At 62.9% G+C, this 23941-nt stretch carries 22 protein-coding genes; 17 read left to right on the top strand and 5 right to left on the bottom strand.

The window, feature by feature from the left end; translation table 11 throughout:
- The first annotated feature begins 122 nt into the window (after positions 1-122).
- The 7 genes from rfbB to OCT39_RS10890 all read left to right on the top strand — a co-directional run bounded on the left by rfbB (position 123) and on the right by OCT39_RS10890 (position 8269).
- Positions 123-1181, top strand: coding sequence for a dTDP-glucose 4,6-dehydratase (rfbB, locus tag OCT39_RS10920; protein ID WP_263584498.1), 1059 nt, complete (start codon positions 123-125; stop codon positions 1179-1181).
- 46 nt (positions 1182-1227) lie between these two features.
- Positions 1228-2124 carry a dTDP-4-dehydrorhamnose reductase gene (gene rfbD / locus OCT39_RS10915; protein WP_263584497.1) on the top strand — a complete coding sequence of 299 codons (897 nt, stop codon included), beginning with the start codon at positions 1228-1230 and terminating at the stop codon, positions 2122-2124.
- 27 nt (positions 2125-2151) lie between these two features.
- Positions 2152-3036: a glucose-1-phosphate thymidylyltransferase RfbA gene (rfbA, locus tag OCT39_RS10910; protein ID WP_263584496.1), complete on the top strand. Its 885-nt coding sequence runs from the start codon at positions 2152-2154 to the stop codon at positions 3034-3036.
- Positions 3036-3587: a dTDP-4-dehydrorhamnose 3,5-epimerase gene (gene rfbC / locus OCT39_RS10905; RefSeq protein ID WP_263584495.1), complete on the top strand. Its 552-nt coding sequence runs from the start codon at positions 3036-3038 to the stop codon at positions 3585-3587. Before rfbA ends, rfbC begins: the two co-directional genes overlap by 1 nt.
- 142 nt (positions 3588-3729) lie before the next feature.
- Positions 3730-5169 (top strand): MBL fold metallo-hydrolase, encoded by a 1440-nt coding sequence (locus OCT39_RS10900; RefSeq protein ID WP_263584494.1) that lies wholly within the window; start codon positions 3730-3732, stop codon positions 5167-5169.
- Positions 5170-5294: 125 nt separating this feature from the next.
- The gene (locus OCT39_RS10895; RefSeq protein ID WP_263584493.1) at positions 5295-6575 is read left to right on the top strand and encodes an O-antigen ligase family protein; all 1281 of its coding nucleotides are present in this window, start codon (positions 5295-5297) and stop codon (positions 6573-6575) included.
- Positions 6576-6760: 185 nt separating this feature from the next.
- Entirely contained in the window at positions 6761-8269 is a 1509-nt protein-coding gene (locus OCT39_RS10890; protein WP_263584492.1) for a DUF4214 domain-containing protein, read from the top strand.
- A 111-nt stretch (positions 8270-8380) separates the two neighbouring features.
- Here OCT39_RS10890 and OCT39_RS10885 read toward each other — a convergent pair whose 3' ends face one another.
- The gene (locus OCT39_RS10885; protein ID WP_263584491.1) at positions 8381-8956 is read right to left on the bottom strand and encodes a FlgO family outer membrane protein; all 576 of its coding nucleotides are present in this window, start codon (positions 8954-8956) and stop codon (positions 8381-8383) included.
- Between the two features lie 4 nt (positions 8957-8960).
- Positions 8961-9656, bottom strand: coding sequence for a hypothetical protein (locus tag OCT39_RS10880; RefSeq protein WP_263584490.1), 696 nt, complete (start codon positions 9654-9656; stop codon positions 8961-8963).
- A gap of 136 nt (positions 9657-9792) precedes the next feature.
- Here OCT39_RS10880 and OCT39_RS10875 point away from each other — a divergent pair, with 136 nt between their 5' ends.
- The 3 genes from OCT39_RS10875 (at position 9793) to OCT39_RS10865 (ending at position 13597) form a co-directional block, all read left to right on the top strand.
- On the top strand, positions 9793-10830 hold the full coding sequence (locus tag OCT39_RS10875; RefSeq protein ID WP_263584489.1) for an OmpA family protein: 1038 nt from the start codon (positions 9793-9795) through the stop codon (positions 10828-10830).
- 563 nt (positions 10831-11393) lie between these two features.
- Positions 11394-12329 carry an HAD-IIB family hydrolase gene (locus OCT39_RS10870; protein ID WP_263584488.1) on the top strand — a complete coding sequence of 312 codons (936 nt, stop codon included), beginning with the start codon at positions 11394-11396 and terminating at the stop codon, positions 12327-12329.
- A gap of 47 nt (positions 12330-12376) precedes the next feature.
- Complete coding sequence (locus OCT39_RS10865; RefSeq protein ID WP_263584487.1) at positions 12377-13597, top strand: glycosyl transferase; 1221 nt, start codon at positions 12377-12379, stop codon at positions 13595-13597.
- 50 nt (positions 13598-13647) lie between these two features.
- Here OCT39_RS10865 and OCT39_RS10860 read toward each other — a convergent pair whose 3' ends face one another.
- The 3 genes from OCT39_RS10860 to OCT39_RS10850 all read right to left on the bottom strand — a co-directional run bounded on the left by OCT39_RS10860 (position 13648) and on the right by OCT39_RS10850 (position 18012).
- Positions 13648-15246 carry a methyl-accepting chemotaxis protein gene (locus OCT39_RS10860; RefSeq protein WP_318152964.1) on the bottom strand — a complete coding sequence of 533 codons (1599 nt, stop codon included), beginning with the start codon at positions 15244-15246 and terminating at the stop codon, positions 13648-13650.
- A gap of 124 nt (positions 15247-15370) precedes the next feature.
- On the bottom strand, positions 15371-16144 hold the full coding sequence (dsbG, locus tag OCT39_RS10855; protein ID WP_263584486.1) for a thiol:disulfide interchange protein DsbG: 774 nt from the start codon (positions 16142-16144) through the stop codon (positions 15371-15373).
- A gap of 59 nt (positions 16145-16203) precedes the next feature.
- Positions 16204-18012, bottom strand: a complete 1809-nt coding sequence (locus OCT39_RS10850; RefSeq protein WP_263584485.1) for a sugar phosphorylase — start codon at positions 18010-18012, stop codon at positions 16204-16206.
- Positions 18013-18285: 273 nt separating this feature from the next.
- Here OCT39_RS10850 and nrdR point away from each other — a divergent pair, with 273 nt between their 5' ends.
- The 7 genes from nrdR (at position 18286) to OCT39_RS10815 (ending at position 23728) form a co-directional block, all read left to right on the top strand.
- Positions 18286-18777, top strand: a complete 492-nt coding sequence (gene nrdR / locus OCT39_RS10845) for a transcriptional regulator NrdR (RefSeq protein ID WP_263584484.1) — start codon at positions 18286-18288, stop codon at positions 18775-18777.
- On the top strand, positions 18777-19940 hold the full coding sequence (gene ribD, locus OCT39_RS10840; RefSeq protein ID WP_263584483.1) for a bifunctional diaminohydroxyphosphoribosylaminopyrimidine deaminase/5-amino-6-(5-phosphoribosylamino)uracil reductase RibD: 1164 nt from the start codon (positions 18777-18779) through the stop codon (positions 19938-19940). Before nrdR ends, ribD begins: the two co-directional genes overlap by 1 nt.
- Positions 19941-20070: 130 nt before the next feature.
- The gene (gene ribBA, locus OCT39_RS10835; RefSeq protein WP_263584482.1) at positions 20071-21228 is read left to right on the top strand and encodes a bifunctional 3,4-dihydroxy-2-butanone-4-phosphate synthase/GTP cyclohydrolase II; all 1158 of its coding nucleotides are present in this window, start codon (positions 20071-20073) and stop codon (positions 21226-21228) included.
- 36 nt (positions 21229-21264) lie between these two features.
- Entirely contained in the window at positions 21265-21750 is a 486-nt protein-coding gene (gene ribE, locus OCT39_RS10830; protein ID WP_252107316.1) for a 6,7-dimethyl-8-ribityllumazine synthase, read from the top strand.
- Positions 21747-22250: a transcription antitermination factor NusB gene (gene nusB, locus OCT39_RS10825; protein WP_263584481.1), complete on the top strand. Its 504-nt coding sequence runs from the start codon at positions 21747-21749 to the stop codon at positions 22248-22250. Before ribE ends, nusB begins: the two co-directional genes overlap by 4 nt.
- A gap of 33 nt (positions 22251-22283) precedes the next feature.
- A complete protein-coding gene (gene thiL / locus OCT39_RS10820) occupies positions 22284-23258 on the top strand; it encodes a thiamine-phosphate kinase (RefSeq protein WP_263584480.1) in 975 nt (324 codons plus the stop codon).
- Positions 23255-23728 (top strand): phosphatidylglycerophosphatase A, encoded by a 474-nt coding sequence (locus OCT39_RS10815; protein ID WP_263584479.1) that lies wholly within the window; start codon positions 23255-23257, stop codon positions 23726-23728. Before thiL ends, OCT39_RS10815 begins: the two co-directional genes overlap by 4 nt.
- The last annotated feature ends 213 nt before the right edge of the window (positions 23729-23941 follow it).

Genomic DNA, 23941 nt, shown 5'->3' with positions numbered 1-23941 from the left:
GGGTGCCCGCCGGTGTTTGCATGTTATCCTTGTGCGCTGGATCGCTGCTTTCAATGGCCTGACGTTCGGGCCCTTCAAAACGGCAGTTGCACAATCTCAAGGTCATGCACAAGGCAGTCATTATGAAGCTTCTAGTCACGGGTGGAGCAGGATTCATCGGCTCGGCAGTCGTCAGGCACCTCATCGCCAACACCGACCATGAGGTCGTCAACGTCGATGCCCTGACCTACGCCGGTAACCTGGAGTCGCTGGCTGACGTCGAGGGCAACGAGCGCTACGTCTTCGAGCACGCCAACATCAATGACGCCGCGCACATGGCCCGGCTTTTCGAGCGCCACCAGCCGGATGCGGTGATGCATCTGGCGGCGGAGTCTCACGTGGACCGCTCGATCGACGGCCCGGCGGCGTTCATTGAGACCAATATCGTCGGGACCTACACGCTTTTGGAAGCCGCCCGCCAGTATTGGAACGGTCTCAAAGAGAGTCGCCCCGAGAAAGCCGCCGCGTTTCGCTTTCATCACGTCTCCACCGATGAAGTGTACGGCGATCTGGAAGGCCCGGAGGATCTGTTCACCGAAGAGACTCCCTACGCGCCGAGCTCGCCGTACTCCGCCAGCAAGGCAAGTTCCGATCACCTGGTGCGCGCCTGGTATCGCACCTATGGCTTGCCGGTGCTGCTGACCAACTGCTCGAACAACTATGGGCCGTATCATTTCCCGGAAAAGCTCATTCCGCTGATGATTTTAAACGCTCTGGCGGGCAAGGCGCTGCCGGTATACGGCGATGGCCAGCAGGTGCGCGACTGGCTCTTTGTCGAAGACCACGCCCGGGCGCTGGTGAACGTAGTGACCGAGGGCAAGGTCGGTGAGACCTACAATATCGGTGGCCACAACGAGAAGGCGAATCTGGAAGTAGTCGAGACGCTTTGCGATCTGCTTCAGGAGCTGGTGCCCGCCGAGAAAAGCTACCGCGAGCTGATCACGTTCGTGGCCGACCGGCCGGGCCACGACGTGCGCTACGCGATCGACGCCGACAAGATCGAGCGCGAGCTGGGCTGGCGCCCGGAAGAGACCTTCGAGACCGGCCTGCGTAAAACCGTGCAGTGGTACCTGGACAATCGGCAGTGGTGGCAGCGCGTGCAGGACGGCAGCTACCAGGGCGAGCGGCTAGGGAGCTTATGATTTGGCAAAGCGATCATCGATCATTCTGATTTAAAAGGATTTGACCATGAAGATCCTGATTACCGGTGGTAATGGGCAGGTGGGCTTCGAGCTCAAACGCCAGCTGGCGACCCTGGGGGAACTGCTGGCTCCTTCGCGCCAGGTGCTGGATTTGGCCGATGGCGAGGCGGTGGATGCATATCTTGCCACGCATCAGCCGGATGTCATCGTCAACGCGGCGGCCTATACGGCGGTGGACCAGGCGGAATCCGACGAGGCGGCGGCCACGCGCCTGAACGCGTCGCTGCCCGCTCAGCTTGCCGCTCACTGCGCGGTGAACAACGCGCTGCTGGTGCACTACTCGTCGGACTACGTTTATACCGGTGACGGCGATACGCCCTGGCGCGAGAGCGACCCGGTCGGGCCGCGTAATGTCTACGGCGACACCAAGCTTGCCGGCGACGAGGCGGTGTGTGACAGCGGCTGCCGGCATCTGATCTTTCGTACCAGCTGGGTTTATAGCGCCTTCGGCAAGAGCTTTTTGGCCACCATGTTGCGTTTGGGCGCCGAGCGCGAAAGCCTCAACATCATCGACGATCAGGTGGGCGCGCCGACCCCCGCTCGCTTGATCGCGCTGGTCACTCAGCAGGCGCTGACCAGATGGCTGAGCCCGGACGGCAGCGATCTCAAAAGCGGGGTGTATCACCTGGCACCGCGCGGGCACACCAGCTGGCACGGCTTTGCCTGCGAAATCTTCGAGCACGCGAAAAAGGCCGGCCTGCCACTTTCGATCACCGAGCAGGGCGTGGGCGCCATTCCCACCAGCGACTACCCCACGCCCGCTACCCGGCCGCTGAATTCCCGCCTGAATGTGGGTAAACTCGAGAAAGCATTGGGAATCACGCTGCCGGATTGGCAAAGCCAGGTCGCGTTGACCGTGCAAGAAATCGCAAGCTCGCGTTAAAGCGAGCCTTGAGCAAGGAAGGACACCATGCAACGTAAAGGTATTATTCTGGCCGGGGGCAGCGGCACGCGCCTGCATCCCATCACCCGCGGCGTCTCCAAGCAGCTGCTGCCCATTTACGACAAGCCGATGATCTATTACCCGATCTCGGTGCTGATGCTGGCCGGCATCCGCGAGATTCTGATCATCTCGACCCCGGAAGATTTGCCGCAGTACGAAAACCTGTTAGGCGATGGTAGCGCCTTCGGCGTGCGCTTCGAGTATGCCGTGCAGCCTAGCCCGGACGGTCTGGCCCAGGCGTTCATCATCGGTGAAGAGTTCATCGGCGAATCCCCGGTGTGCCTGGTGCTGGGCGACAACATCTTCCACGGCCAGCACTTCTCCGAGCAGCTCAAGCGCGCAAGCGAGCAGCCAAGCGGCGCTACCGTGTTTGGGTACCTGGTGAAGGACCCGGAGCGCTTTGGCGTGGTGGCGTTCGACGAAAGCGGCACCGCCGTTTCCATCGAGGAGAAGCCGGCCAAGCCGAAGTCGCCCTACGCAGTGACCGGGCTCTACTTCTACGACAACGACGTGGTCGAGATCGCCAGAAAGGTTGAGCCTTCCGAGCGCGGTGAGCTCGAGATCACCAGCATCAACAATGCTTACCTGGAGCGCGGCGACCTGCGTGTCGAACGCCTGGGCCGCGGCTTTGCATGGCTGGATACCGGTACTCATGACAGCCTGTTGGAAGCCAGCCAGTACGTGCAAACCATCGAGCATCGCCAGGGGCTGAAGGTGGCGTGTCTCGAGGAGATCGCCTGGCACCAGGGCTGGCTGAGCGATGAAGCGCTTCGCGAAAGCGCCAGCGCGCTATCCAAGACCGGTTACGGCCAGTATCTGCTTGCGCGGCTCGATAGCAAGGGAGGTCACTAATGCAGGTCGAACAAACGTCATTGCCGGGCGTCGTGATTCTGACACCCAAAGTATTCGGCGACGAGCGCGGCTTTTTCATGGAAAGCTTCAATCAAAAGGCGTTCGAAGAGGCCACCGGCTGTACACGTGAATTCGTGCAGGACAACCACTCGCGCTCGCGTCAGGGGGTGCTTCGCGGCATTCACTACCAGCTCGAGCAGCCCCAGGGCAAACTCGTTCGCGTCACCCAGGGAAGCGTCTTCGATGTGGCGGTCGACCTTCGCCGCGATTCCAGCCACTTCGGCCAGTGGGTGGGCGTCGAGCTTTCCGCTGAGAACAACCGCCAGCTCTGGGTGCCGGAAGGCTTCGGCCACGGTTTTGTGGTGATGTCGGATACCGCGGACTTTCTCTACAAGACCACCGACTACTATCACCCGGCCTCCGAGCGCAGCATTCGCTTCGATGACCCCGAGCTTGGTATCGAGTGGCCCACGCTTCCCGTCGAGTTCGCGCTTTCCGAGAAGGACCAGGCCGGTAGCAACTTCGCCGCCGCCGACGTGTTCGAGCGCTAAGCGCCGCCCATCGAAAGCCATGAGCGCCCACCGCAGCCACGCTGAGGTGGGCGTTTTTTTATGCAGAAGCCTAATTTTACTTTTGGTTGCGAGTGGGGGTAGGGTAGTGGCCACGACCGCTTGATGATCCAAAGGGGGCGAAATGGTAAATCACGGGGGAAAACCAGCGCTTTCCACGCTCGTTCACCGGGGCGGGGCTAATGGGGTGACCGGGAGCTGCCATCAGCTTTATGCTCGTGCCGGGCCGTCACTGCTGATCGACTGCGGCTTGTTTCAGGGCCAGGACGCCGACCCGGCGCGTTTCGATCAAATGACGGTCGATTTCGACGTCGACTCGATCAAGGCCGTGGTCATTACTCACGTGCATATCGACCACGTGGGCCGCTTGCCCTACCTGCTGGCGGCGGGCTTCGATGGCCCGGTCATCTGCTCGATTCCTTCCGCTCGGCTATTGCCTCTGGTGATCGAAGACGCGCTCAAGATCGGCTTTACCCGCGACCGCGCGCTGATCGAGCGCTTTCTGGAGCGGCTGGAGCAGCAGGTGGTGGCGCTTGAGTACGACCGCTGGCACTCGGTCGTCAATAACCAGGATCTGGTCATGCGCGTCAAGCTGCGCCGGGCGGGGCATATTCTGGGCTCGAGCTTCGTCGAGGTTGGTTTACGCGAGCCTGAAACCGGCCAGCGCGAGCGTGTGGTGTTCTCCGGCGATCTGGGCGCGGCCAACTCACCGCTGCTGCCGGCGCCCACATCGCCGGCCAAGGCCGATGTGCTGGTGCTGGAGGCCACCTATGGCGGTCGCCGCCACGAACGACGCGAAGGCCGAACCCAAGCACTCAAAAAAGCGATCGACGCTGCGCTCGACCACCAGGGGACCGTGATTATTCCCGCGTTCAGCATTGGCCGCACCCAGGAGCTTTTGTATGCGCTGGAGGGCATCGTTCACCGGGCGGCGGGCCGAGGGCGGTGGGGAGCGCTCGAGATTATCGTCGACTCTCCCCTGGCGGCGCGCTTTACCCGGGTATATCGCACACTCAAACCCTACTGGGACGCCGAGGCCCAAACGCGCGTGCGCGCCGGCCGCCACCCGCTCGATTTTGAATCGCTCTATACCGTGGATAGTCACGAGGCGCATCTGCGTACGGTGACGTATTTGGCCCAAAGTGGGCGGCCTGCCGTCGTCATTGCCGCCAGCGGCATGTGCGCGGGCGGGCGCGTGGTCAACTATTTGAAGGCGATGCTCGAAGATACCCGCCATCAGGTGCTGTTCGTGGGATATCAGGGTGAGGGCACGCCGGGCCGCGATATTCAGCGCTATGGGCCGGCGGGCGGCTGGGTTGAGCTTGAGGGCGAGCGTTTCACCATTCGCGCCGGCGTGACGTCGATCAGCGGCTACTCCGCCCACGCCGATGAAGGCGGGCTGTTGCGCTTCGTGGCCGGCATGCGCCGCTGGCCGCGCGAAGTGCGCCTGGTGCACGGCGACTCAACGGCGCGCCTGGCGCTGAAATCGGCGCTGGAAGCGTTGGCGCAAAAAAAGGGCAAAGCGCTGACGGTTACGCTCCCCGATAATCAGCCGTGTGATTGAGGCCGCGAGCCTGCGCGCGAGCTGTGCTACTATCCGAGCTTTTTACGCGTTACACGTAACCATCTACAAGTAACCACTTAAAAGTAGCAATGAGTAAAGGCACCAGGGCCGGAGCATGGCGCATCATGGACAATAGCACGACAAGGGAAGCCACACTGCCTGCGGGCCCGTTAGCGCGTTATGTGAGCGTGTGCGTATTTCTAATGGGGGCGCTGGCGCTGGTGGTGCCTTCGGGCTACTCCATTGGCGCCGCGCTGTTGCTTCTGGCAAGCGTTTGCCTGCTTTCTCGCCGCGTGGGAATGGCAACGCTTACGCGTCAGGATCGATGGCTCATCGCGGCACTGTGCCTTTATGGCCTGGCGGTCGGTGTACTTTCGACCATCGAGTTGGGCGCGCGCGGCTTTGACCGACCATCACGGTTTCTGTTGGCCGTACCGGTGCTTTTGCTGGTGCTGCGCTGCCCGCCGCGGCTTTCATGGCTCTGGAGCGGGCTGGCGCTTGGTGCCATTGGCTCCGGGAGCTGGGCGCTCTGGCAAAACCTGGCGCTGGATAGGGCGCGCGCCGACGGCTTCGTGTACGTGATTCAGTTTGGCAACCTGAGCATGCTGATGGGCGTTTTGTGTTTGGCCGGGCTTGGCTGGGCGTTCGCTCAACGGCGCAGGGCGTTTTGGCTTTTGCTTCTGCTGCTGGGGGCGTTTCTGGGTATGCTGGGCTCGCTGTTATCGGGCAGCCGCGGCGGATGGATTGGCCTTCCGTTCATCGCGTTCGTGCTGTATCGCGGCTACGGTCGCGGGCTTTCGTTAAAGGTCAAAGCAGCGGCGGTGGCGCTAATGCTGGCCGTTGTCGTGATCATGTACGCCACGCCGCAAACCGGGGTGCAGCAGCGCGTTCACGCCGGGATCAATGATGTAGCTCAGTATATCGGTGGGGGCGAGCGCGATACGTCGCTCGGGCTTCGTTTTCAGATGTGGCGCGGCGCCGGGCTTTTGATTGCCGAGCGTCCGGTGCTGGGGTGGGGCGAGCAGGGCTACGTCGACGCCATGCAGGCCCTGGCCGAGCGCGGGGTCATCAACCCGGCAGCGGCCGGATTCGACCACGCCCATAATGAGTTCATCGATGCCACCGCCAAGCGCGGCGTGGTAGGGCTCGCTATTTTGCTGGCGCTTTATCTCGTGCCGATGCGGTTGTTTGTCTCGGGGTTTTCGCATGCCGACTTGCGCGTTCGTTCGCTGGCGGTGGCGGGCACGCTACTACCCGTAGCCTATATCGATTTCGGTCTCTCGCAAACGTTCATGGCACACAACAGCGGCGCCATGTTCTACGCCTTCTGGCTGGCGGTATGGTGGGGGGCGTATAGCGCTTATCGGTGCCAATCAGCCGCCGTTGCCGCATCGTTCACACGCTGAGCGCTGCTCTCATCAAAAAGCCGGGCCTGGCTTAACGTGGCGGGATGCGTTATAGCTAAAAGGCGGCGGCCGGGCGAGGGAGTCGTTGTTATCGCAAAGCGGGCCAAAGAGCCCGTATTGGCCGCTCGAGCGCGACAAGAAGCAGGGAAAACGAGCTGCAACAATAATGCTGAGAGGCAAGACCGATGCTGACACCGACTCAATACATACAATCCTACTATCTGGCGCTTTTTGGCCGCGCCGCCGACCCGGCGGGGCTTGCGTACTGGCAGGAACAGATGGACGCCGGTGCCCTTGAGTCGCAGGATGTGCTGTTTTACATGCTGCAGTCCGATGAGTTCGTGGCCGGCCGCCAGGCGCTTTCAGCGCTTCCTGGTAACGGCTGGGTCAACGAGATCTACCAGCGCCTGTTCGCGCGCGATGCCGAGCAGGCGGCGGTCGATTACTGGGGAGCGCAGGCCGATAGTGGCGTTTCGGATCAGGTATTGATCGAATCCATCTTGGCTTCGGCCAGCAAAACGGATCTGGAGGCGCTCGATGCCTATACGTCGGTGGCCCAGTTCTATTCCCAAAACGTGAGCAATGAGAACTACGACGCCGACCAGCCGCTGGTGCAGGACGGTTTTCGCAGCAACGAAGAGCTTTATGACGACCTGCAGGCCCTCGATGCGCGTTTTGACACGCTGTCGCTGACTCAGGCCGGCGAGTCGATCGAAGGGCGCCCGCTCTTTGCTGCAAGCGTCGGTGACGGGCCGCGCAAGCTGATGATCGTTACCCAGCAGCACGGCGACGAGCCGGTGGGTACCGAAGCCGCCATGCATTTTCTCGAGTGGCTGAGTGGCGATAGCGAAGGGGCTATCGCGCTTCGTGAGCAGGTGAGTGTGACCGTGATGCCGCGGGTCAATCCGGACGGTTTCGCGCGCTGGGAACAGTTGGTGGCCGGTGAACTCGACCCGGAAACGACGCTGGACCCGCGCCGCAACGCCGCCGATATCGATTTGAACCGTACCTGGGACTCCTCCCAGCCGCTGGATGCCACCCAGGCACCGGAAACCGCGGCGATTCGCGCCGTGCTGGCCGCCTTCCAGCCCGATATGCTGCTCGATTATCACAATCAGAATAATTATTTGAATGCTGCCGGCGAGCTGGAAACCCAGTCGGTGCTATGGCCGACCAATGAAAACGTCGCGCCGGGTATCACCGCTACTGCGCAGCAGGCGGCTCTGGCACTTGCCCAGGGGCTCGAGGCATTCGACTATGGCTATCTGTCGCTTTTCCCCGGCGGCGACGCGGCGGATATCGGCCGTAACGGCATCGGTCTCGACGGCACGCCGGTGTTGCTGGTCGAGCAGCGCGGGCTCGAGGAGTTCGAACTGAAAGCGCTGGAAGGGCTGACGCTGGATTTCGACGCGGTGGCAAGCGCTCTGACCCTTGAAGGCGTATTGGGCATGTTGGGTATCGCCCGGGCGCTTGGCCTGGATGGCTTTGCCGGCCTCGACCCGGCGCTGGCGCTCCAGATTCCCGAGCGCGGCGAACGCACGCCGTTCGAGGAACTTTACGGCGAAGAGATCGAGTGGGCGTTTGACGTGGCGAGTATGGATGCACCCGCAATGGCGGCAATGAACGAGCCGGTGACGCCGCTGATGCTGACCGGCGTGGCGGACACTTCAATGGCGGATTATCAGGTAGCCTGAAACGTTTTATCAGGTTGAATGGTCTGTCACATCAATGAAAAAGCGGCGCGCTACCCGGTAGCGCGCCGCTTTTTTTGGCCCCAGAAAAGCCGGTATTAAACCCCGGCTACGCTACCAGCCGCCCTGGGCTTCCAACAAACTCAGCGTGTTGTTATTGATCGGCAGTTTGAAGTCGGCGGTGGCCAGCACCATGGCGTCGCCGGCGCGCACCACGCGAGTGCTGACATAGATATAGTTCTGCCCCTGGGCATAGGTGCCCATCAGAATCGAGCGGGCGTTGCTTTGGGCGCCAAGGCGCTGTACCTGGCGTGAAAGGATCAGCTCGCCGACGTTCTCCTCGACGAACATGCTGTCGCGCATCTTGACCTCGCGCACCTGCATGCCCTGCTGGGCCAAGGCGGATGCCATGATCTCCGAGCTGATGCGCCCAAACGTGGAGGACTGGGTCAGATTATCGATGCTCACGAACGTGGCGGCGATCATCGGGCTGTAGCGGGTCATGTCCGGGTTGTGGGCGACCATGCGCGCCGCCGCTTCGTGGGCGAGTTCGGAAAGATCCGGCTCTGGCGGGGCGGGTTTAGGGCCGCGCTGGTTCAGGCCCGCGCACCCGGCAAGCATCAACACGCCGAGAATGAGCAGGGCGCGACGCAGATGAATGAGCAGTGAGGTCGAAGTGAGTACGGGCATGGCCTTACCAGGTATCGGTGAGCGGAATGGCGGGGTCCGGGTAGTGCACCCGCTGCGGCGCGTACTGGCGCCGGTCGCCGCCGTTGATGTAGTAGATGTTCGACGACGAGTAGAGAATGCGGTCGCCATCGACGACCTGCGTGGTGATGATGATCTCTTCGTTGCCGGTATATGTCCAGCTACCGCTGAAGACGTCCGCGGCGATACCGGCAGGAATTAGTCCCAACGCCGGCTCGGCCCAATGATTGATGGGTATGGTCGCCACGGCGATGCCCGCGGTCAGCGCGGTGAACGCGCCGGTCGGCGGGCGAATGAACCCACGGTCGCGGTGCTCGACGATTTCGACGTCCACGATCACGTCGACGCTGTTGGCCCCGGCGGCGGTGGTCACGTTGGCGCCACGGGTCACCAGCTCGCTGGTCAAGAAGGTGCGAAAGCCGCGGTCGAACTCGCCGCCGCTATAGGGAACGTAGCCGTCCGGGTGCGGATTTTTGATGTGCAGGTCGCGAAAGCGCACCCGCTCGCGCTGGAGGATCTGGCTGGCCTCGTGGCGGGCGAGTATCTCCCAGTGGTGCGCAGCCTGCATGCGCTGCTGCTCCGAGTAGGGATAGGTCGTCGCAATCGGGGCCTGGGAGGTGTTGGCGTAGAAGCAGCCGCTCAGAGCAAGACTCAAAAGCCCCACGCCGAGTGCGCCTGCCACGCGCGTCGTTCCAGCTAAAAGACGGGTATACAACGGCTAGTTCCTTCTCTTCGCAAAAGGGGTTTTTGATAAACTGGCTTTCCATACGAGTACTTATCGGCCAATCGCTCGAACACTTGAATGAGTAATCACGCCCATGCTTGAAGATCACCGCGGCGGCTCGCGCCACGACACGCTTTTGTCCGCGTATCCGGCTGAGGACGGCAACAGCGGCTGGATGATCAGCTATCTCGATATCATGACGCTGCTGGTCGCGCTGTTCGTCGTCATCATCGCGGCGGCCAATATACGCCCGGGCTTCTCGAGCGACGAGCCGCTCGAGCTTTCCAGTTTCGACGGGCCTATCGTGCTGGAATCAATCCTCGATGTGCCGCTGCCCGCACCGCTGACCCGCGCCGCCACGGCGCTTCCCATCCCGAACGCGGGTGAGCTAAGCCCGATGGCGATCAGCGCCGCGCTGGGCGTGGTGGGGCTGCCGGGTAGCCGGATCGTGCCGCCGGCTCCGGCCACTATGGCGCCGCCTGCGCTTTTGGCTCATACGCCTGCGCCCGTGGAACTTGAGGAGGTGCCCGCGGCGCCCGCCTTCGAGTGGCTGCTGCCCGCGCCGCTATTCGCCGAACGCGCAAGCCAAGCGCTTAGGCCTGTAGGCGCGGCGCCGCTTGCCGACTACATGGTGATTCTGACCGATGAGCCGCCGGTCAACGCGGTGCCCATCAGTGAAGAAGCGGTACGCGGCGCGGTCAGCGTGGCCGAGCGTTTGAACGAGTCGCTCTATTTGCCGAGTCTTGACGGGGTGGAAGTCGCGCGCGTGGCCGAAGGCATCAGCCTGCGCGTGCAGGACCGGCTGCTGTTTCCTTCCGCCACGGCAGAGCTGACCGATGACGGCGCCTCGCTGGTGGGAAGCCTTTTGGAGACCATTCAGCGCTTCGATGGTGAGGTGTCGGTCGAAGGTCACTCGGATAGCCAGTCGATCAACACGCCGGAGTACTCCTCGAACTGGGCGCTATCCAGCGCCCGGGCGATCGCCATCGTCGAGGCGCTGCAGGCCGCGGGCGTCGATGCGTCGCGGCTGCGCGCGGTGGGGCTCGCCGCGACGCGCCCGCTGGCGGATAACTCGACCGTCGAAGGGCGCGCGCGCAATCGCCGCGTCGAAGTAGTGATTCACATTGAATAGTGATCACGTCGAACAGAGTGGGGATGTCGCGATAAGGCCTGCGAAACGGTTTATAAAGCAGTTTATAAAACGGTGTACAACGCAGTTTATAAAATGATGGCCAAAAAAAGACCCGCCGGGGGGGGGGCGGGTCAGCTAGGGCTTGGCTCGGTGTAGTCTGCTGGCGTCAGGTGAGGGGTGTACAAGGCCGCCAGCAGGTACAATTTGAGTATAGACATTTTCGTGCTTCTGCCAAGAGTTTTTTTCAAATTTTTTTATACGCCGATTCAAGGCTTGTCCAACTTTGCCTTTTCGTGGCGTTCGCCACGCTCAAAAAAACGCACATTTTCTGCACCAAAATAGAGCTTTGGGGGTGCGCTCTTCTAGTGCTTTCTGCCTTTATATGGTTCATTCACTTTGCAATGCACTGATTGAAAAAGTGTTTTATCGAGTGGCACACAATCTGCTTGGATGAGAGACAAGCCAATGCGCCGGGATGGATCAAGGCTTTTTGAAGGCCATCGCCTCGTTGGCTTGCGCGCCGTTCAACCTAAAGCAGCGTTTGACCTAAAGTAGGTAATGCCATGACGGAACATGCCTCTTCGAGCAAGCCAACGCACTCCCGTGAAACGTCAACGGCAGACACGCCGGCGCTGGAGCTCGCTTTAACGCCGCGCCTGGTGGTCACCGACCTGGACGGCTCGTTGCTCGATCACGACAGCTACGATTTCTCGCCTGCCCGCGCCACGCTGACAAGGCTTCGCGTGCTCGGCGTGCCGGTCATCCCTGTGACCAGCAAAACCCGCGCCGAGCTCATCGCGCTTCGCCAGGCGCTGGATCTCACCGCAACGCCCTTCGTCGCCGAAAACGGCGCGGTCATCGGTTTACCCCCGGGCTGGTGTCACCCGAGCCTTGACCGCCCCGGTAGCGCCCGCGACAGCCTCGTCATCAAACATACCGGTGTGGATAGCCGCTTCATTCGCGCGCGCTTGAACGTGTGGCGCGAGCGTCTGGGCGTTCGTTTTATCCGAATGGGGGAGATGTCCGTCGAGGAGCTGATGGCGCTGACCGGGCTCGATGAGCCGCGCGCGCTCGCCGCGCGCCAACGCGAAGGCAGCGAGCCGCTCGTGTGGGAGGACAACGACATCGCCCTCGACGCCTTTCGCCTGGCGCTGGAAAGCGACGGGCTGACGTTGACCCAGGGCGGACGGTTTTATCACGTGATGGGGGCGTCTTCGAACAAGGGGAGCGCCGTGGAGTGGCTGGTCAAGCGCTTTAGCGCCCTGAGAGGCAGCCGCCCACTGACCCTGGGGCTGGGCGACGGCCCCAACGACATCGCCATGCTCGAAGCGGTGGATCAGGCGGTGGTCATCAAGGGGCGCCACGACTTGGCGGTCGAGCCTCAAAGCGCCGCGCTTTATCGCACCGACGCCTTTGGCCCCGCTGGTTGGGTCGAAGGTCTTACGCACTGGTGGGGCGGCCAGGATGAACGGCCAAGCCTTGATACCGACACGCCCTGACCGAACGCGAACAAACTAAAACGCAGGCGCTACGCCAGAGAGGGCATATGAGCGATTTTCATCAGAATGGATTGATCACGGACTTTCATAACCTGACCCGCCGCCCCGTCGCGGAGCTGGAGGCGGATCTTTGCCGGTTCGCCGAGCGCCGCCCCATGGGATTGATTCTGCCGTCGCTGTTTTCCGAGCTCGAGGGGCCGGCGCTGTCGGCGATCATCGATGAGCTCAAGGACGTACCTTATTTGGGCGAAATCGTGATTGGCCTGGATCGCGCCGACCGCGAGCAGTTTCTCTATGCCCGGGAGTTCTTTTCACGCCTGCCCCAGCATACCCGCATTCTCTGGAACGACGGCCCGCGCTTGACCGCGCTACACGACGAGCTCGAAGACCACGGCCTGGGGGCGGTGGAGCCGGGCAAGGGGCGTAACGTCTGGTACTGTTCGGGCTACCTGCTGGCGTCGAACCGCTCGAAAGTGGTGGGGCTGCACGACTGCGATATTCTGACCTACGATCGGGGGCTTCTGGCGCGCCTGATGTACCCGCTGGCCCACCCGCGCTTCAACTACAGCTTCTGCAAGGGCTACTACCCGCGTATTGCCGAGGGCAAGCTCAACGGGCGCGTCTCGCGGCTGATGGTGACGCCGCTTTTGCGCGCGCTGAAAACCGTCTGCGGGCCACTGCCGTATCTGGATTATCTGGACAGCTTTCGCTATCCGCTTTCCGGCGAGTTCGCCATGCGCAGCGAAGTGCTGGAAGGCATTCGTATTCCGGCGGACTGGGGCCTTGAAATTGGCGTGTTGTCAGAGCTTCAGCGCAACTACTCGATGCGCCAGATTTGCCAGGTCGATATCGCCGACACCTACGATCACAAGCACCAGCCGGTCAGCGAAGAGGACGCCTCCGGCGGGCTCAACCGCATGAGCCTCGACATCGCCAAGGCGCTTTATCGCAAGCTCGCCACCCAGGGCGTGAGTTTCAGCAGCGAGGATTTTCGCACCCTGAAGGCGACCTACTACCGGCTGGCGCTGGATCTGATCGAAGCCTACGACCACGACGCCACCATGAATGGCCTGAGCTTGGATCGCCACAGCGAAGAGCAGGCCGTCGAGCTTTTCGCCAGTAACCTGCTGGAGGCGGGCAACCTGTTTCTGGACAACCCGCGCGAGCGCCCCTTCATTCCCAGCTGGAGCCGCGTACAGGCCGCCATTCCCGATCTGCTCCCGCGCATGCACGAGGCCGTGGAGCTTGATAACCAGGGCAAGGTATGAACGGGCGTTGAAAACGCCGCGCCCGGTCGACGAATCGACCGGGCGGCGGGTTAGAAAGCGGCGAGGGCGGGGGTGGAGCTCAAGGACGCAGGCGTGGGCGAAGGCTCACTGGCGTTGATACGAAAGTTGGCGACCGCCTGGCGCAGCTGATGGCTGAGCTCGGAAAGCTGCTGGGCGGTGTGGTTACTCTGCTGCACCAGCCCGGCGTTTTGCTGGGTCATTTGATCCATCTGGGTCACGGCGTCATTGACCTGCTCGATCCCGCTACTCTGCTCGATGGTCGCGGCGGCGATCTCCTGTACGAGCGTGCTGAGCTCGCGAATGTCGCCAACCACGCGATCAATGACCTCGCCTGTACTGCGCACCTGCTGGCTGCCGTCGGCGACCTTCGTGCCGGAGTCCTCGATCAGCTGTTTGATCTCCTGGGCGGCGGCGGCGGAGCGACTGGCCAGCTGGCGCACCTCGCTTGCCACCACGGCAAACCCGCGGCCCTGCTCGCCGGCCCGCGCCGCCTCGACGGAGGCATTGAGCGCGAGAATATTGGTTTGAAACGCGATGGTATCGATGGTGTTGACGATGCTGCTCATCTGGCTCGAGCTTTGGCTAATGGCTTCCATCATGCTGACGACGCTGAGCATGGCGCTGCTGCCGCGCTGGGCGTTTTCCGCGGTCGAGGAGGCGAGCTTGCGCGCATGATCGGCGTGTTCGGCGTTTTGTTTCACCGTGGCGGTCAGCTCTTCCATGCTGGAGGCGGTTTCGGCAAGCGACGCCGCCTGCTGCTCGGTGCGCGTGGAAAGCTCTTCGTTGACCCCCGCAATTTGCACGACGCTGCCGTTGACCTCATCGGCGCCCTGATGAATCTCGCCGATGGTGTTGGCCAGGCTTTCTCGCATCCGGTTGATGTCGAATAGCAAGCTTTGCTGGTCCGTATGGGCAAGCCGGGTACTGACGGTCAGATCACCATCGGCGATGTGGCGAACGACGCCGGCGGCGTAGCGAGGATCGCCGCCCAAGCGTTTGGCGATATCGCGAATCACCCAGCCCATGAGCAGCGTCATGGGTAGCCCCAGTAGCAGCAGTGCCAGCGCGGCCTTGATCAGGCTATCGATGAACGCCGCGTTGATGTCATCGATATAGACGCCGGTGGCGATGCCCCAGCCCCATTCGGGGACGTAGGCGACGTAGCTCATCTTGGGAATCTGCTCGTCTTCACCGAGGCGGGTGGTGGCGTAGTAAACGTGCCCGCCGCCGTTCTGGGCGGCCTCGAGCAGATCCGCGTAGAGCCGCACGCCGTTGGCGTCTTCGTAGCCACTCATATCGGTGCCGGTGTCTCGCGTCGGGTGTGAAATGACGCGAAGCTGATCGTCGAAGGCGAACAGGTATTCGCCGTCGTTGTAACGGAGATTCGAGATGAGCTCGACGGCGCGTCGCTGCGCCTCCTGCTGATCGAATTCGCCCTGGCTTGCCCTCGCCTGCAGCGCTTCTACCTGGCTTTGAACGCCAATCACGATATAGCGGATGCTGGCTTGTCGTTCGTCGGTGAGCGTTTGGCGGTTATCCCAGGCCAGCCACCCCACGAGAAGCAGCATCGATACCCAAATCACCGCCAGTGTGCCCCAAAGCTTTTGTGTCGTTGTTAAACGCTTCATGGAAGATCCTTTTATTATTGATATGTCTTTTATCGGCCTCCTTGAGGGGCGCATTAGAAGCGAGTGGGTACTCTTTAGTCGTAGTGGAATCGGCTTCGGTGCGCCTGAAAGTGTATCGGGCGGCTTAGGGCGCCTCACCACCCATCATCTCGATCAGACGCTGCTCGCTCGGCAAGCCCTCGATACGATCCAGGCGTGTATGCCCCTCTTCGGTTTGGCGCTGAAGGGCGGTCGTGGGCGTGGCGACCAAGCCCAGCCCTTCGAAGAGCTGGTTGTTGGCGTAGACCTGCTCCTCGATCTCGATGGCCTGGGCGCCGGGTTCGAGCGGCTCGCCTTCGCTGTGGGCCGTCAGTGCGGCGGTGGGGTCCTCGGCGGCCAGTATCGTGGCCGCAAGCGCCGGGCTCGTGGGTGCCAGAATGCCGACCATAATATGACGAATCTGCACCTGACCGGCCTCGACCCAGGGGCGCGTTTGGCGCCACAGCCGCTTGCAGTAGGTGCAGTTGGCATCGGTGAACATGTAGAGCGTGCGCGGCGCGTCGACATCGCCGTCCTGAATCCAGTGGCTCTGCGCCAGGCGCTGCCAGGTCTGCGCCTCCAGCGGCACCCGAACCGCGGCCTCGAGCTGCGCCTCGGTCAGGTTCTCGCCGCTTGAGTCGAAAAGCGTGCCGACCACGGCGTGCTCGCCATCCGGCGTCAGGTAGACGATCATCTCCTGGCCCTGGCGGCTCGCGCCAAAGCCCGTCAGTCCGCCAGGGGCGTCGATACGCTCGTGAATGGCGATGCCTTGCGCCTTGAGCGCCTCGATCGGGGCAGGCAGCGGCGCGGCGCTGGCGGCGGTGGCGAGAACGGCAAGCATCAGCGCGGCAGTTGAGGCGGTCTTGCTAAAAGTCGCCATGGTGAGTCTCTTGTGTGAGTGGAAAAGCGGGCGGGTTCATCGTCTCGATCCATATCACCTCAACCGCCGTCGCTCACCAGCCAGCGAACGGCGTAGGGCGGCAGGGCGTTTTCCGGCGTCCAGGGCGTGGCATCGGCCAGTAAGCGCCACTGATTCGCGTCGAGCGCTTGCGTGAGCTCTGCACCGCCGTCACCCGGCGGGGCGGGCTGGTCGGTCACGTTGAACAGCGCCAGCAGCGTGCGGCCATCCTCGAGCGGGCCGCGTGTGATCGCCAGCAGGTTGTCGCTGGTGGCCAGCACCTGCTGGGCCGCCGCCGGGTTAAAACAGGGCTCGGCACGGCGCTGGCGCAGAAACTCCTGCAGCGCGAAGAATATATCATGGGTTGGCGTGGTCGGGCTTTCGAGCAGCAAATCGAGCTCATCGAGCGACCAGCGGTGGCGGTTGATCGAGCGCAGCCGCCCGCTTCGCTCGACGCCCTCATGATCGTTGAGCGAGCCGGTCAGCGTGTGAATGTAAAGCGCGGGAATACCCTGGAGCGTGAGCATGATCGCCTGGCTGCAAAGAAAGCGAGCGATCTGCCAGGGGTCTGGTCCGCGCCGGGTGCCGCGCATCGCCTCGAACCAGGTGATGTTGATTTCGTAGGCGGTGTCGGTGCCGTCCGGGTTGCTGCGCATACTGACGAAGCCGCCAAAGCGGTGCATCAGCTCCAACAGCGCGTCGCGCTCGTGATCCGGCAGCAAACCCTCCAGCGGTCGCACGCCGATGCCGTCGTGGCTGGCGGTGAAGTTCAGGTAGGTGCAGTTATCGGGCAGCGGCGGCAGACTCGCAAGCCAGGCCTGCATGGTCACGGTTTCGCCGCGGGTCAGGGTGTGAAGTAGAAGCGGCGGCAGGGCGAACTGGTAGACCATGTGCGCCTCGTCTGCGGCGCTTGCGCGCTCCGGGGCGCCCGGCGCCAGCCGGTCGAGGCCGAAGTAGCTGATGTTTTCGGCGTGAGGTACGTTGGTTTCGGTGATGAGTAGCGTTCCCGGCGCAATTTCGTCGACGATCGCACGCAATAGCCGCACGACCGTATGGGTTTCGGGAAGGTGAATGCAGTTCGTGCCCAGGCGTTTCCACAAAAAGGCCACCGCGTCGAGGCGAATGATGCGGATGCCCTGCAGCAGGTAAAAAAGCAGAATGCCGACGAATTCGAGCAGCACGTCCGGGTTCTCAAAATTAAGGTCGATCTGGTCATCCGAAAACGTGGCCCATAGATGGCGCGTACCCCGGCGGGTGGCCACGGGCACCAACAGCGGACTGCTACGCGGGCGGGTCACCTGGGAGACATCGGTTTCCGGGTCGACCTCGATGAAAAAGTCGCGCCCGGGAAGGCTGCCGGTCAGGTAGTCGACGAACCAGAGCGACTCGCGAGAGACATGGTTGAGCACCAGGTCCCCCATCAGGTCGAAGTGGCTGGCAAGCTCGCGAATGTGCGACCAATCGCCTAGCGCCGGGTTGACCTCACGATAATGGATGACCGAAAAGCCGTCGTCGCTACTCCAGGGAAAAAATGGCAGCACGTGAACGCCGCTGATGCAGTCGCCTAACCGTGCGCGCAGAAAATCGCTCAGCACGGTCAGCGGCGCCGTATCGCCTTGAACGATCGAGTCGCCGTAGCTGATCACCCACTGATCCTTTTCGCTCCAAAGTGGTGCGTCGGCGGGCGTGCTGGTCACGCGAGCAACCGGCGTGCCGTCCTGGCTTTCGCCGCGCTCACGTGCGTTTCGATAGTATTCCAGGTGCTGCTTGACGCGCCGCGTGACTTCGCCGGCGCGGTGGCCGTACAGGTGGGTCAGGTAGCGGTGAAGTGTCTGTTCGAAAAGCGTCATGGCGCCTCCTCCGGGTAAACTGTCACAAACGCTGCAGCTTGTGTGCCAAATCGTTACAATGCTAGGTTATGCCCGCACCTGTCAGCGCGGCTTCAGGGCGCCCGTGATTAAAAAAACGCGTCAGGCAGCGCGCTTTTTTAATCACGTATCGGTGTCGACGCGCCGGCTTCGATGCGCGTTGACCTTAATAGGTGCGTTCTTTACTGCTTTAACCGTTACTGTTTTAACCATAGCTGCTGCTTCGACCGCTGCTTCAACCATAGGTGAACGGCCATGCATTGCCCTTTTTGTGGTGCTCACGATACGCGGGTGTCCGATTCGCGCCTGGTGGCCGACGGCGACCAGGTGCGCCGGCGCCGCCAGTGTGCCAGCTGCCAGGAGCGCTTCACGACCTACGAAACCGCCGAGCTGATCATGCCGCGGGTGGTGAAGTCCGACGGCTCGCGGGAGAGCTTCGACGAGGTCAAGCTGCGCGCCGGCATGCTGCGTGCGCTCGAAAAGCGCCCGGTCAGCGCCGAGGCGATCGAGGCGGCGGTCGAGCGCATTCGCCAGCAGCTGCGCGCCCGGGGTGATCGTGAAGTCAACGCCCGCGATATCGGCGAGGCGGTCATGAACGCGCTCAGCGGGCTCGACCAGGTGGCCTATATCCGCTTCGCCTCGGTCTATCGCAAATTTCAGGATCTCGACGAGTTTCGCGCCGAGATCGACCGCCTGGCGCCTCAGGGGCCCAAGAGCGACGCCGGCAAGCCCCGCGAGGAGAGCTGATGGACGCGCCGTTTTCCAACGCCGACCACGTGCACATGGCCCGCGCCATTACGCTGGCCAAAAAGGGGCTTTACACCACCGACCCCAACCCGCGGGTCGGCTGCGTGATTGTTCAAAACGGTGAAGGGGGCGGGCACGGCCTCGTCGTCGGCGAGGGCTTTCACGAGCGCGCCGGCGAACCCCACGCCGAGGTGCACGCGCTTAACGCCGCCGGCGACAACGCGCGCGGCGCAACGGCGTTCGTATCGCTCGAGCCCTGTTCGCATACCGGGCGCACCGGGCCTTGCGCCGAGGCGCTGGTCGAGGCCGGCGTGGCGCGCGTGGTCGTGGCCATGGTCGACCCCAACCCGAAAGTGGCCGGGCGCGGTATCGAGCGCTTGAAAGCCGCGGGCATTCGAGTCGATGTGGGGCTTTTGGAGGCGGACGCCCGCGCGCTCAACCCGGGGTTCGTCTCACGCATGCAGCGCGGTGTGCCCTTCGTGCGCCTGAAAATGGCGATGAGCCTGGATGGGCGCACCGCCATGGGCTCCGGCGAGTCGCAGTGGATCACCGGGCCCGAGGCCCGGCGCCAGGTACAGCGACTGCGCGCGCGTTCGAGCGCCATTTTGAGCGGCGTCGAGTCGATCATTCTGGACGACGCTCGCTTGACGGTTCGCGCCGAGCAGCTGGGCCTGGAGAACGCCGAGACGGTCGTGACCCGCCAGCCGCTTCGCGTGATCATGGACTCCACGCTTCGCCTGCCGCTGGCCGCGGCCTGCCTGCAGGAGCCGGGCCAGACGCTGGTGATCACGACCGAGGCGCATAGTGAAGAGAAGCGCCAAAAACTCGAAGCGGCGGGGGCGCGCATTCACGTCATGCCCGCCGTGAAGGCGGGGCGGGTGTCGCTTTCTGATATGCTCGGCTTTTTATCGAGCGAGTATGATGTCAACGAAGTGCTGGTCGAAACCGGCGCGACCCTGGCAGGCTCCCTGCTCGATGCAGGGCTCATCGACGAGCTGCAGCTATTTGTCGCGCCGACACTTTTGGGAGGCGAGGCGCGACCGCTTTTCGCCCTCCAGGGGTTGAGCGAAATGGCGGACCAAAAGCGCCTCGATATTCAGGATATTCGTGCCGTCGGCAACGATTGGCGCATTATCGCCACGCCCCGCGCGGTGGCGCCTTGAAAGAACGTTTTCGATGATCGTGACACGCGCAGGCCAGGCCTTGCGCGCGCTAAATCTGGCGCGGCGGGGCCAGCCACGGTACCCTGCGCGCAACATCGCACGACGGTGCGGCTACTTTACGGGAGTTTCCATGGTGCAACCCTCTTTTGATGGTTTGTCCCCGATCAGCGAGCTGGTCGAGGATATCCGCCAGGGCAAGATGGTGATCCTCATGGACGATGAGGATCGCGAAAACGAAGGCGATATCATCATGGCGGCCGAGAAGGTTCAGGCCGAGCATATCAACTTCATGGCACGCCACGCCTGTGGTTTGATCTGCATGCCGATGACGCGCGAGCGCTGCGAGCGGCTGAACCTGCCGCTGATGGTGGGCAACAATGGCTCGGGCTTTGGCACCAAGTTCACGCTCTCGATCGAGGCGCGCGAAGGGGTCACCACCGGGATCTCGGCCGCCGACCGCGCGCGCACCGTGCAGGCCGCCGCCGCACCCAACGCCCGCGCGGCGGATATCGTTCAGCCTGGCCACATCTTTCCGCTGATGGCCGAGCCCGGCGGCGTGCTGCGCCGAGCGGGCCACACCGAAGCCGCTTGCGATCTGGCCGCCCTTGCCGGGTGCGACCCGAGCGGGGTGATCTGCGAGATCATGAACGATGACGGCAGCATGGCGCGCCGCCCGGAACTCGAGGTGTTCGCCAGGGCGCACGGGATCAAGATGGGCACCATCGCCGAGCTCATTCATTACCGTATGGTCAACGAGCAGACCGTCGATCTGATCGAAACCACTCAGGTGGCGACCGCACACGGCCCGCTTGCGCTGCACGTGTTTCGCGACCGGCTGCAGGGCGGCCACCACCTGGCGCTGGTGAAGGGGCGGCCGTCGCCGGACACCACGACGACGGTGCGTGTTCACCTGGAGGACACGCTCAGAGACGTGCTGGGGCTCAAGCACGAGGCGTCATCGCGCTGGCACGCCCATCGGGCGCTCGAGGAGATCGCAGCGGCAGAGGCCGGCGTGCTGGTGCTGATCGATGAGGGTCACCCGGCCCAAGATTTGAAGGATCAGCTGGATATCTTTTTGGGACGCGTGCAGCCGCCGCGCACCAGCGACTCCGACGGCTCCGGCCACTATTTGACCATCGGCACCGGATCGCAGATTCTGCGCCATCTGGGCGTGGGCAAAATGCGCCTTTTGAGCTCGCCGTGGAAGTTTTCAGCGCTGTCGGGGTTCGACCTGGAAGTGGTCGAGCTGGTAAGCCCCGACAACGGCACCGATTCAGCGTCCGTGTGAGACGTTCTGATACGCTTATTGAGTAGGATGAAAGAGATGCAATCCCTTATGCAAGTTGAAGGCAGCTTCGTCGATGTCGACGGGCGCTACGTAATCGTCGTTGGGCGGTTCAACCATCACGTGGTCGATAGCCTCGTCGAAGGCGCGGTCGATAGCCTGACGCGTCACGGCGTCGATGCCGACAATATTCATATCGTCCACGTGCCCGGCGCTTGGGAGCTTCCGCTGGCGGTCAAGCGCGTGCTCAAGACCATGAAGCCCGAGGCGGTCATTGCGCTGGGCGCGGTGATTCGCGGCGGCACGCCGCACTTCGAGTACGTGGCCGGCGGCTGCAATACGGCCATCAACCACCTGCAGCTCGAATTCGATACGCCGGTGGCCAACGGGGTATTGACCGTGGAGTCCATCGAGCAGGCGATCGAGCGCGCCGGCACCAAGGCGGGCAACAAGGGCACCGAGGCCGCGATGGCCGCCATGGAAATGGTCTCGCTCTTGCGTGCCCTGCCCGGAGACGACTCATGAGCGAGCGTCCGGAGCGTAAGCAAAGCGCCGCCCAACAGGCTCGTCGCGCCGCGCGCGAACTGACCGTTCAAGCGCTCTATCAGTGGGACATGACCGGCAAGTCCGCCACCACCGTCGAGGCGGAATTTAGAAGCCAGCTCGCCGACGATGACCTGGAAGACCACGAAAACTGGGTCAAGGTGATGGAGATTGCCGACAAGGCACTGTTCCATACGCTGTTGCACGAAACCGTGCGCCACAAGAGTGAGCTCGACCGCGAAATCGCGCCGCTTCTGGATCGTCGCCTCGAGGATCTCGACGCGGTGGAGCTGGCCATTTTGCGCCTGGGCGCTTATGAGCTTGCCAAGCGCCCGGAAGTGCCTTACCGCGTGGCGATCAACGAAGGCGTGGAGCTGGCCAAATCCTTCGGCGCGACCGATGGCCACAAGTACGTCAACGGCATCCTCGATAAGCTGGCGAATCGCTTACGCAGTGCCGAGGTCAGCGCTCGCCGCCTGTAAGGCGCAGCGCTTGAATTGCGTTAAGGGGCCATTGTGTTTGGCGAATTCGAACTCATTGAACGGTTTCTAAAGCCCGCGCCCGCCGCGCTCGATCGCGGCGTGGCGCTGGGCGGCGGCGACGATGCGGCGCTTTTGATCCCGCAGGCGGGCTTTGAACTCGCGGTAAGTGTGGACACCTCGAACGCGGACGTTCATTTTCCATCCGATGCCCCCGCAAAGGCCATCGGCCATCGCGCGCTGGCGGTGGCCTTGAGCGATCTGGCGGCGATGGGCGCGCGTTCGCGCTGGTGTTTGATGGCGCTGACAACGCCTGGCGGTGCGTTTGAAGACGAAGCCGCCGCCGCGTGCTGGCTCGAAGGCTTTGGCCGGGGGTTCCACGCGCTTTGCGATCGCCACCAAATGGTGCTGGCAGGCGGGGACGTGACCCGCGGGCCGCTTGGCATCAGCGTGACCGTGATGGGCGAGGTGCCCAAAGGACAAGCGCTCACCCGCGCTGGCGCCCGCCCGAGCGATTTGATCGCCGTGACCGGGGCGCTTGGCGGCGGCGCCGGAGGGCTTGCGCTTTGGCAGCGCGGCGAGCGCGATCTGGCGCACCCGCTGTTAAAGCGCTACCTGCTGCCCGAGCCCCGGCTCGAGGCGGGCATTGCGCTGCGCGGCATCGCCAGTGCCGCGCTTGATATCTCCGATGGGCTGCTGGCCGATCTCGGCCATGTGCGCCAGGCGTCGAACGTGGGCGCCGAGCTCGATATGGATGCGCTGCCTGCCGCCGAGGGCCTGATCGAGGCGCTGGGCGAGGAGCAGGCGCAGGCCGCCATGCTCGGCGGCGGCGACGACTACGAGCTGCTGGTGACGCTGGCACCCGGTGAGCTTGAAAAGGCCCAAAAGGCGCTGGCGGCTGTGGGGCTCGCGCTTTCTGTGATCGGGCGCTGCTGCGAGGCGCCGGGCGTTTATGGCGTGCCGGCGGACGCGGCGCCAGGCTGGCAGCATTTTCATCGGGGGCGGCCATGATCAAGGCTCCATCAAGCGTCTGGCGACGCCCCACGCACTTTTTCGCCTTCGGCCTGGGTAGCGGCATGGTGCCCTGGGCGCCGGGTACCTTTGGCACGCTGGCGGCCATTCCGTTTTACTGGATCATGGCGGATCTGCCGCTGGGCTGGTATTTGAGCGTGGTGCTGGTCGCCTTCATCGTGGGCGTGTGGCTGTGCGACAAGACCTCCCACGATCTGGGCGTTCACGACCATTCGGGCATCGTCTGGGACGAGTTCGTCGGCTACTGGATCACCATGGCGGCGGTACCGTTCTCCTGGGAGGCGGCGCTTTGGGGGTTCATCGTGTTTCGCATCTTCGATGTTTTCAAACCCTGGCCGATCCGCTGGGCCGACCGGCGGGTCGCCGGCGGCTTTGGCATCATGATCGACGATGTCATGGCGGGCATCTATGCCTGGAGCACCATGCACCTGTGGTTCTGGCTGCACTAGGCCAGAACCGGGTCTTTCATGCCGGTGTCACGGGGCGGTATTACGCTTTAAAGCGTCGTGTTCAGGGTGATGCGTTTGGCCTTAGCGTGTAAAAGCAATAAGGTGATTATCCATAGACGTGGCTAAAGCAGCGCGTAACCCAGGCAATACGCAACACAAGCAATACGCAACAAAAGCAGCACGGTCACGCAGCGGCCCGGCACGTTGGAAGAG

It is taken from the genome of Halomonas sp. GD1P12 (assembly GCF_025725645.1).
GTDB lineage: Bacteria > Pseudomonadota > Gammaproteobacteria > Pseudomonadales > Halomonadaceae > Vreelandella.
Note: the sequence above shows the minus strand (reverse complement) of the source record. Positions and strands in the feature narration are given on the sequence as shown.

Bases quoted from the DNA above. Each gene is read 5' to 3' on its own strand.
- OCT39_RS10885 (WP_263584491.1), bottom strand. From the start codon at position 8,956: ATGCCCGTACTCACTTCGACCTCACTGCTCATTCATCTGCGTCGCGCC.
- rfbD (WP_263584497.1), top strand. From the start codon at position 1,228: ATGAAGATCCTGATTACCGGTGGTAATGGGCAGGTGGGCTTCGAGCTC.
- OCT39_RS10850 (WP_263584485.1), bottom strand. From the start codon at position 18,012: ATGACGCTTTTCGAACAGACACTTCACCGCTACCTGACCCACCTGTAC.
- ribBA (WP_263584482.1), top strand. From the start codon at position 20,071: ATGGTGCAACCCTCTTTTGATGGTTTGTCCCCGATCAGCGAGCTGGTC.
- rfbC (WP_263584495.1), top strand. From the start codon at position 3,036: ATGCAGGTCGAACAAACGTCATTGCCGGGCGTCGTGATTCTGACACCC.
- ribE (WP_252107316.1), top strand. From the start codon at position 21,265: ATGCAATCCCTTATGCAAGTTGAAGGCAGCTTCGTCGATGTCGACGGG.
- ribD (WP_263584483.1), top strand. From the start codon at position 18,777: ATGGACGCGCCGTTTTCCAACGCCGACCACGTGCACATGGCCCGCGCC.
- OCT39_RS10895 (WP_263584493.1), top strand. From the start codon at position 5,295: ATGGACAATAGCACGACAAGGGAAGCCACACTGCCTGCGGGCCCGTTA.
- OCT39_RS10870 (WP_263584488.1), top strand. From the start codon at position 11,394: ATGACGGAACATGCCTCTTCGAGCAAGCCAACGCACTCCCGTGAAACG.
- dsbG (WP_263584486.1), bottom strand. From the start codon at position 16,144: ATGGCGACTTTTAGCAAGACCGCCTCAACTGCCGCGCTGATGCTTGCC.
- OCT39_RS10890 (WP_263584492.1), top strand. From the start codon at position 6,761: ATGCTGACACCGACTCAATACATACAATCCTACTATCTGGCGCTTTTT.
- rfbA (WP_263584496.1), top strand. From the start codon at position 2,152: ATGCAACGTAAAGGTATTATTCTGGCCGGGGGCAGCGGCACGCGCCTG.
- OCT39_RS10860 (WP_318152964.1), bottom strand. From the start codon at position 15,246: ATGAAGCGTTTAACAACGACACAAAAGCTTTGGGGCACACTGGCGGTG.
- OCT39_RS10875 (WP_263584489.1), top strand. From the start codon at position 9,793: ATGCTTGAAGATCACCGCGGCGGCTCGCGCCACGACACGCTTTTGTCC.
- nrdR (WP_263584484.1), top strand. From the start codon at position 18,286: ATGCATTGCCCTTTTTGTGGTGCTCACGATACGCGGGTGTCCGATTCG.
- OCT39_RS10865 (WP_263584487.1), top strand. From the start codon at position 12,377: ATGAGCGATTTTCATCAGAATGGATTGATCACGGACTTTCATAACCTG.
- nusB (WP_263584481.1), top strand. From the start codon at position 21,747: ATGAGCGAGCGTCCGGAGCGTAAGCAAAGCGCCGCCCAACAGGCTCGT.
- OCT39_RS10815 (WP_263584479.1), top strand. From the start codon at position 23,255: ATGATCAAGGCTCCATCAAGCGTCTGGCGACGCCCCACGCACTTTTTC.
- OCT39_RS10900 (WP_263584494.1), top strand. From the start codon at position 3,730: ATGGTAAATCACGGGGGAAAACCAGCGCTTTCCACGCTCGTTCACCGG.
- rfbB (WP_263584498.1), top strand. From the start codon at position 123: ATGAAGCTTCTAGTCACGGGTGGAGCAGGATTCATCGGCTCGGCAGTC.